Raw genomic sequence first — 359 nt, 5'->3', positions numbered from 1 at the left:
GGATGAGGTCGCTGTCGTCGAGCATCAGCGTGCCGGGCACATCCATGGTGAATGCCTCGCCGCGCCGCTCGAACTCCCAGCGGTAAATGGTGCCGCTTGCCATGCGGGCGCGGATACAGCGGTGGGTTTCGAGATCGGCGGGGGTCTTGGGGATGCCCTTCTCTTTGAAATAGCCGGGTGGGCCGGCGATGACAGGGCGGATGAAACGGTTGATCGGCACGGAGATCATATCCGGCGGCACGGCTTCCAGGATGCGGATACCGGCGTCGAAGCCCTTCGCGTTGATATCGACAAGCGCGCCTTCGGTGGCGATTTCGAGCTGCATGGCCGGGTAGCGCCTGAGATATTCGACGGCGAGC

At 63.5% G+C, this 359-nt stretch carries 1 protein-coding gene; it reads right to left on the bottom strand.

From position 1 onward, the window contains the following. Positions 1 to 325, bottom strand: a 325-nt coding sequence (locus tag AC1DIX_RS28375) for a LysR substrate-binding domain-containing protein (protein WP_477328701.1), incomplete at its 3' end; no start/stop codon positions are given. Between the last annotated feature and the right edge of the window lie 34 nt (positions 326 to 359).

It is taken from the genome of Massilia sp. 05N420 (assembly GCF_056397205.1).
Note: the sequence above shows the minus strand (reverse complement) of the source record. Positions and strands in the feature narration are given on the sequence as shown.